Raw genomic sequence first — 7306 nt, forward strand, 5'->3', positions numbered from 1 at the left:
GAGTCTCGGCCTCACGCCCAGCGAGCGGGCCGGAGCCCTCCCTCTTGTGGGCTTACACGACGCTTTGTCCTGTGTGGACTGTGGCGGGGGGGGCGGTAGCAAAGGTCCCTTGCTCGCGGGCCCGAAGAGCAGCCCGGCTTGCTGGGGGTTGTCCTGGCCGACGCGTTCCGGACGCTCAACGTCTCGAACGCGTCGTTCGGGACACCACCTCGCCCAGCGGTTCGGGACGTCCACGATGTCTTGAACGCGTCGTTCGGGACGCCCAACGTCCGTTACGCGTCGTTCGGGACCTGGCCTGTGTACCGGGAGACTCGGCTCCGGCGTCCCGAACGGGCCGTTCGAGACGTTCAGCGTCCCCGGCGACGCGTTCGCGACATGCGGGGGCGCGTCCTCCGATGCACCAAGGGCGTCCCTCGGTGCGGTGGGTGTGACAAGGGCGTCCCTCGGTGCGGTGGGTGTGACAAGGGCGTCCCTCGGTGCGTCCAACGCACCGGGGGCGTCCCTCGGTGCTCCCGGTCCCCTCGCTGGCCCGTCGTTTGTCGGACCCTGCTCGTAGGCTGTTGGGTAGGGGGGCTCAGGGTGTCCTGAATCTTCCGTTCATTCCTTCAGCGCCCAGATCCAGCGCGCACGCCCGGCGCTCAGGCGGAGGGCCAGAACTTGCGCCAGCCGTCGGCTTCCAGGGTCGTCGGTTCGAGTCCGGCGGCGCGGGCGGCCTGTTCGGCGGCGCGGACATTCCTGGCGAACTGTTTCGCCAGCCCACGCAGTTCGCCCTCGGGGTCGATCCCGGCGCGGCGGGCGGTGGCGGCGGCGCGGAAGAGCTGCGCGGCGACGTCGGTGCCCTGCGGGAAGAGGTCGAGCGGGATGCCAGCCCGTCCGGTCCGCTGGCCGAGCTTGCCCGCGAGCGCGGCGGCGGGCTGGCCGAGGGCGACGCCGTCCACAATGGACTCACGGCGCTTCTCGACCTGTTTCAGCTCTTCCCATTTGACTTCCTGGTGCTCGGCCGTCTCGATCCGCGTCGCGTCGGCGAACACGTGCGGATGCCGGCCGACCAGTTTCTCGACCAGTCCGCGTGCGACGTCGTCGATGCCGAACGGGTCTTCCCCGTGCTCGGCGGCGACGCGCGAGTGGAACAGCACCTGGAGCAGCACGTCGCCGAGTTCCTCACGCAGCGCCGTCCGGTCACCCTCCTCGATCGCGTCGAGCAGTTCGTAGGTTTCCTCGACCAGGTACTGCACCAGCGACTCGTGGGTCTGCACCGCGTCCCACGGGCAGCCGCCCGGCGAGCGCAGGCGATCCATCACCTCGACGGCCTCGACCAGCGGCGGCACCGGCGTTTCGAGCACCTGGGCCCCGGCCGCGACCAGTGACGCCGCGACCGGTTCGGACCGCGACGCGGCGATCAGGACGATGCCCCGCGTACTCGGCGCCTCGGCGACCGAGGGCACGCCGAAGGTCGCGGGATCCACGTCCGAGGCCGCGTACACGGGCTGGGAACGCAGAAGCGGGAGAGCGGCTGCCGGGAGCGTCGCCCCGCGGGCGACCACGACGGCCGATGTCGTCACTGTTGCACGGCGGCGGCACCGTGGGGGAACAGGACGACCCCCTTGGTGGCTGCCTCGGTCGGCGCGAGATCCATGCTCACAACATCCCATACGCCGTAACGCGGGTTGATACGCAGGTCGAGCTGGCTGAAGTACGGGGCGAGCAGGCTGCGGCCGAACGCCGCGAGCAGCGCGGGAGTGGGCTGGACGGTCTGGTCGACGGACTGGGGCTTGTCGGTTTCCCGCTGCCGCACCACCAGGACGGCCCAGCCCGTCACGCTGCTCGGGCTCGTCTGCACCGCGATGACGGTCCCGACCGGCACCCCGAACAGGGCCGTCAGCGGAGTCCCGGCGTACTGCAGTGCGACGAACTTGTCCGAACCGGCCTTGGTGCCGTTCGCCTGCTTCTCCCGCATGAAGACCGAGGCCGCGGCGCTCGGGTTCGCGGCGACTTCCTTGGCCACCGCGACGGCACGCGCGCGAGCCGCGTCCGCCGTCATGTCACGATCGACGACGGGGAGTGCGAAGTCCGCCGTGGTCGCCATCTTCGGCAGGTACTTCAGCGCGAGCTCCCCGAGCAGGAGATTGTCGGTGAGCGCCTCACGGTGGTCGCGGACGCGGTTGACCACGTCGGTCACGGCGGCCGAGGGATCCTGCGCCTCCGTGCTCGCCTGGCCTGCCAGCGGATCCCGCTGCATCGCCTTGGCGACCTGCGTCTCGTCGACGGTCAGGCCCTCCTGCTTCGCGGCCCTGGTGACGAGTTCGTGCACGACGAGCTGACGGACCACCTCGCGCCCGATGAGGTCCACCTTGTGCTGGCTCGCCAGCTGCTGTGCGACCGGCTGTTCGCGGACGGCCTTGTCGATCAGGCTCTGCACCTGGTCCACCGAGGTCGACCGGTCACCGATGATCACCGCCGCGCCGACCTGGCTGGGCCCGGCGCCGCATCCGGAGAGCAGCAGCGCGCCGGCAAGGACAGCGATCAGCCCGCGAGGGCGCCCCATGATCCGCATCACACGCACACCCTCTCATACGACACCGGCGACGAGAACCGTGTCGTGCATCCAGGTGTGCGTGTCGTGTCCTTCCGTTACGTCCGGACCGTCCCGGAAACGGGACTCGCCCCGGCGGCGCCGCCGGACGGGACAGCCGGGGCTCCCCTTCGACCTTTTGGCCGATGGGCGGCCGTCTTCATCGGCGTAGCCTCGGCTCCATGGACCGCTGGCTCACCATCGAGGTGCTCGACGGGGCGTTCCCCGCGAGTTCCTGGCGCCGGTCCTTTGGCGACAACCTCACGGAAGCCGCGATCACGAACGGCGCCGAACACTGGACGTGGCACCAGTACCGCTGGGGCGTAATCCTCGAAATCGAATTCGCCACCGACGCGCGACGCGACCGTTTCCGGAGTCTTCCGGCTGTGACGGCCGCGCTCGACGCCGTCCCGGACCCCGAACACGGGCTGCTCATCTACCCCGGCCGCGGTGGCGGTGCGGGCTCGCGGGTTCCGCGTGGGCCGCGGCCGTTGCCGATGGCGGGCGCGGGCGCGCTGCCCGTGCCGCAGGAGGAGCGGCACACCCGGCTGGCGGAATCGGAACCGCCGGTCACCCAGGGTGTGACGCTCAGCCCCTGATCCCGGGAATCACGCCGGCGCCGGGGTTTTCGTCAGGTGCGTCAGCAGTTTTGTGCACCAGTCGAGCAAGGCGTCGTCGCGGAGCATCGGCGCGCCGATGCGGCCGCCGGCCGGACCTTCGGTCGGCTTCGGCACCGAGACGGTATTCGTGACGGCCTTGTACATCGCCTTCGGATAAAGGCGCTTCAGCCGCACCAATTGCGAATCCAGTAGCGGCAACGGCGCGAACCGAATGGTGTTGCCCTGCACGGCCACCTCCGTCACACCGGCGGCGCGGCAGGTGTGCCGGAACGCGGCGACCGAGAGCAGCCGCTGCACCGGAGCGGGGGGCTGGCCGTAGCGATCGATCAGTTCCTCGCGGACCGCGTCGAGGCCCGCGGTGTCCGGCGCGGCGGCGATCTTGCGGTACGCCTCCAGCCGGAGCCGCTCGCCCGGCACGTAGTCGTGCGGGATATGGGCGTCCACCGGGAGGTCGACGCGGACCTCGGCGAGTTCCTCCTCTTCGGTGGGCTCCGCGCCCGCGTGCTTGCGGAAGGCGTCGACCGCTTCGCCGACGAGCCGCACGTACAGATCGAAGCCGACACCCGCGATGTGCCCGGACTGCTCGGCGCCGAGAATGTTCCCCGCGCCGCGGATTTCCAGGTCCTTCATCGCGACGGCCATCCCCGCACCGAGTTCGGTGTTCTGCGCGATCGTGGCGAGCCTGTCGTGCGCCGTCTCGGTGAGCGGCGCCTCCGGCGGGTACAGGAAGTACGCGTATCCGCGCTCGCGACCACGGCCGACCCGGCCGCGCAGCTGGTGCAGCTGGGCGAGACCGAGCAGGTCGCCTCGTTCGACGAGCAGCGTGTTCGCGTTCGAAATGTCGAGGCCGGTTTCGACGATCGTGGTGCACACGAGGACGTCGTACTCGTTCTCCCAGAAACCCTGGATGATCTTTTCGAGCTTTTCCTCGTTCATCTGGCCGTGCGCGGTGACGACGCGGGCCTCGGGCACCAGCTCGCGGATGCGCCGCGCGGCCTTCTCGATCGAGGAAACCCTGTTGTGGACATAGAAAACCTGACCGTCGCGCAGCAGCTCGCGGCGGATCGCGGCGCCGACCTGCTTGTCGTCATACGCGCCGACGTAGGTCAGGATCGGGTGCCGGTCCTCGGGCGGGGTGAGGATCGTGGACATCTCGCGGATGCCGGCGAGCGACATCTCCAGCGTGCGCGGGATCGGCGTCGCGGACATGGTCAGCACGTCGACGTGGGTACGCAGCGCCTTGATGTGTTCCTTGTGCTCGACGCCGAACCGCTGTTCCTCGTCGACGATCACGAGGCCGAGGTCCTTGTACCGGATCCCGGTCTGCAGCAGGCGGTGCGTGCCGATCACGATGTCGACCTCGCCCGCGGCGAGCTGTTCGAGGATCGCGTCGGACTCGGCCTTGTTGGTGAACCGGGAGAGCCCCTTGATGGTGACCGGGAACGAGCGCATCCGCTCGGTGAACGTACTGAGGTGCTGTTGGGCGAGCAGCGTCGTCGGTACGAGGACGGCGACCTGTTTGCCGTCCTGCACCGCCTTGAACGCGGCGCGCACGGCGATCTCCGTCTTGCCGTAGCCGACGTCGCCGCAGATGACGCGGTCCATCGGGACGCCGCGTTCCATGTCGCCCTTGACCTCGTCGATCGCGGCGAGCTGATCCGTCGTTTCGGTGAACGGGAAGGCGTCCTCCAGCTCGGACTGCCACGGCGTGTCCCTGGCGAACGCGTGGCCGGGCGCGGCCTGGCGGGCGGCGTAGAGCTGGACCAGCTCGGCGGCGATCTCCTTGACCGCCTTCTTGGCCTTGGCCTTGGTGTTCTTCCAGTCGGAGCCGCCGAGCTTGTTGAGCGTGGGCAGCTCGCCGCCGACGTAGCGGGAGACCTCGTCGAGCTGGTCGGTGGGGACGAAGAGCCTGTCCCCGGGGTGGCCGCGTTTGGAGGAGGCGTACTCCAGCAGCAAGTACTCGCGGGTCGCTCCGGCGACGGTGCGCTGCACCATCTCGACGAAGCGGCCGATGCCGTGCTGGTCGTGCACCACGTAGTCGCCCGTCTTGAGGGCGAGCGGGTCGACCGCGTTGCGCCGCCGGGACGGCATCTTGGTGTTGAGGTCCTTTGTGGACTGTCCGGCGGTGGCGCCGCGGCCGGTGAGATCCGCCTCGGTCAGCACGACCAGTGCGCGTTCCGGGGAGACGAAACCCTCGGCGAGGCCACCGCAGGTGACCGTGACGACGCCCGCGGCGGGCGCCTCGGTGAGCCCTTCACCCGCCAGCGTCGCGGGGACGTCGGCGGTGGACAGCTGCTCGACGGCACGCGCGGCGGTGCCCTGCCCGGCGACGACCAGCACGGCCGTGCCGCCGGCGGCGACATGGGCGCGCAGATCCGTCATCGCGCGCTCCAGCTCGCCGCGGTAGGCGGGCGCGGGCTCGATCGAGACGCGGTAGACGTCGGGGTCTTCGCTGGTCAGCTGAGTGAGCGTCCACCAGGGGCGCTTGGTCTCCTGTGCGTGCTTGGCGATCTCCGCGAGGTCGCGGTAGGCGGAGGCGCCGAGGTCGATCGGGGCCTGGCCGCCCGCGGCCGCCGTCGTCCAGGAGGCTTCCAGGAATTCCTGGCCGGTGCGTACGAGATCCGCGGCGCGGGCGCGGATTTTCTCCGGATCCGCCAGCAGGACGTGGGTACCGACGGGCATCGCGTCGGTGAGCAGCTCCAGCTCGCCCTCGCAGAGGACGGGGATGAGCGCCTCCATGCCTTCGACCGGGATGCCGTCGGAGAGTTTGGTGAGCATTTCGGCGAGATGCGCGTCGGCCTCGTAGGTCTTCGCGAGTTCGGCGGCCTTCGCCTTGACCGGTGCGGTGAGCAGCAGCTCGCGGCACGGCGGCGCGCTGACGTGCGGGATCTCGCCGGGCAGGGAGCGCTGGTCGGAGACCGCGAACGCGCGGATCTCGCTGACCTCGTCGCCCCAGAACTCGATGCGGACGGGATGCTGCGCCGTCGGCCCGAACAGGTCGAGGATGCCGCCGCGGACGGCGAACTCGCCGCGCTTCTCGACCATGTCGACGCGCGTGTAGGCCAGCTCGACCAGCCTGTCGAGCAGGCCCTCGAAGTCGTGTTCCTCGCCTACGGTGAGGTCGATCGGCATGAGCGCGCCGAGGCCGGGCGCCATCGGCTGGATGAGGCTACGCACCGTCGCGACGACGACACGGAGCTTCTCGTCGCCGGTGGCGAGGCGGTGCAGCACCTCGAGACGGCGGCCGACGGTGTCCGCGCGCGGGGACAGCCGCTCGTGCGGCAACGTCTCCCACGAGGGGAAATCGGCCACGGCGTCGGCGCCGAGCAACGCGCCGAGGGCAGCCGTCAGCTCGTCGGCCTCGCGGCCGGTGGCGGTCACCGCGAGGACGGGGCGGCCCGCCGTTCCGTCGTCTCCGGTGGCCAGCGCGGCCGCGACGAGCTGGCGTGCCGCCGTCGGGCCCTGCAGCTCGAGCAGCGGAGCGCCGGCGCGCTCGGCCACCCCGCGCAGGGCCGGGTCGGGAAGGATGGTGTGGAGGAGTCCGGACAGTGGAGCGTCGGTCACTGTTCCAGCCTACGTGCCGCCACCGACAAGGCGGCGATCACCGCCACCTCCCGCCCCGTCTCCCGCCCTGGTGGACAGAGCTCCCGGGTGGCTCCATCGGGGTGGTCAGCCCCCACCCGTCCCGGGGGCACCCCTCCAGCCAGTCTATCGGCTCCAGGCCCCTCGGCGGGGTGCTGCGCGGAATCTGTGGACAACGAAGGCGGTTGTGGACAACCCGGGCCGGGACGGTGTCGAACCCCGAACCGGACGCGGGTCGAGACGCGACGCTGGGTGTCCTTTGTGGACATAGAGGTGTGAGGGGAGCGTCCGTGGCGTCTAGTGCGCTGAAGGGCCCCTTCACAGCGTTCGGGAAGTCCCGGCGAACGTGACGCCTGGGGCAAGCGTCACCGCTGTGGCAACTGGTGCGCACGAAACGTCACCGGGAGCGGGAAGCCGGGGGGGGGCCCGGGGGGGGGGGCCCCCCCCCCCGGGGGGCCCCCCGCGGGCCCCCCCCCCCCCCCCGCCCCCCCGCGGGGGGGGGGCCCCCCCCCCCCCCCACACCCCCCCCCCC

The 7306-nt window shown here is 70.9% G+C and carries 4 protein-coding genes; 1 reads left to right on the plus strand and 3 read right to left on the minus strand.

From position 1 onward, the window contains the following. Positions 1–638: 638 nt before the first annotated feature. Both ACFWX1_RS05220 and ACFWX1_RS05225 read right to left on the minus strand, forming a co-directional pair. On the minus strand, positions 639–1562 hold the full coding sequence (locus ACFWX1_RS05220; RefSeq protein WP_378384038.1) for a MazG family protein: 924 nt from the start codon (positions 1560–1562) through the stop codon (positions 639–641). Further along, entirely contained in the window at positions 1559–2554 is a 996-nt protein-coding gene (locus ACFWX1_RS05225) for a hypothetical protein (protein WP_378384040.1), read from the minus strand. Before ACFWX1_RS05225 ends, ACFWX1_RS05220 begins: the two co-directional genes overlap by 4 nt. Before the next feature lie 200 nt (positions 2555–2754). On the opposite strand from ACFWX1_RS05225, the gene ACFWX1_RS05230 reads away from it, so the two are divergent. Next, on the plus strand, positions 2755–3171 hold the full coding sequence (locus ACFWX1_RS05230; protein WP_378384042.1) for a hypothetical protein: 417 nt from the start codon (positions 2755–2757) through the stop codon (positions 3169–3171). Between the two features lie 9 nt (positions 3172–3180). On the opposite strand, the gene mfd is transcribed toward ACFWX1_RS05230, so the two are convergent. Continuing rightward, on the minus strand, positions 3181–6741 hold the full coding sequence (mfd, locus tag ACFWX1_RS05235; protein WP_378384144.1) for a transcription-repair coupling factor: 3561 nt from the start codon (positions 6739–6741) through the stop codon (positions 3181–3183). Between the last annotated feature and the right edge of the window lie 565 nt (positions 6742–7306).

Source organism: Amycolatopsis sp. NPDC059021 (assembly GCF_042739895.1).
Taxonomy (GTDB): domain Bacteria; phylum Actinomycetota; class Actinomycetes; order Mycobacteriales; family Pseudonocardiaceae; genus Amycolatopsis.